The organism is Ruegeria sp. AL2 (assembly GCF_056540845.1).
Window position 1 is genome coordinate 1 of record NZ_JBQFXM010000074.1, and the last position, 776, is coordinate 776.

Annotated in this window: 1 protein-coding gene; it reads left to right on the forward strand. The window is 62.9% G+C overall.

What is annotated here, in order from left to right:
* Positions 1–64: 64 nt before the first annotated feature.
* On the forward strand, positions 65–776 hold a 712-nt coding region (locus ACR0ID_RS20430), incomplete at its 3' end, for an IS5 family transposase (RefSeq protein WP_480608433.1).

Genomic DNA, 776 nt, shown 5'->3' on the forward strand with positions numbered 1-776 from the left:
GCGCTCCGGCAAGCGCGGTGGTCAACAACGATATTCTGATCTGTCGATTGAGACCTGCTTGACCTTGCGCGCCGTGTTCGGCTTACCGCTTCGCCAAACGCAGGGCTTTGTCCGCAGTCTGCTGCGGCTCATGCAGACGGACCTCCCCGTGCCGGATTTTTCGACGCTTTGCCGGCGTGCGCCATCGCTTCAGATCGCGCCCGACACCCAGACAGCCAGTGGTCCGATCGCGCTGGTTGTGGACAGCACAGGGCTGCGTGTCCACGGTGGCCGCGAGTGGATGCGTGAGAAGCACGGGCTGCCGAAGGCCCGCAAGATATGGCGCAAACTGCATGTCGGCTTCGATCTGGAGAGCGGCGAGCTTGTGGCGTCCTGCCTGACACCCCAGCAGGTCGGGGACACCGGCGCTCTGCCCGACCTTCTTGCCGAGGTGTCCGGTCCGGTGCGCCGTTTCATCGGTGACGGGGCTTATGATGGTGTACCAACCGCCGCGACCATCCGGCATGCGTTTGGCCCGGATGTCGAGCTGATTATTCCGCCGCCGAAGAACGCCGTTCCCGGAGATTGCCAGGCACGTAACGCCCATATCGACATGATAACCGAAACTGGCCGAATGGCATGGCAGAAGGCCACCGGTTATGGTCAGAGATCGCGCGGCGAGGCCCAGATCGGGCGATACAAACAGGTCATCGGACTGGAACTGCGCAGCCGCAACATGGAGACCCAGACAACCGAAGCCCGCATCGCTGTCAAAGCCCTCAACCGCATGACCCGTC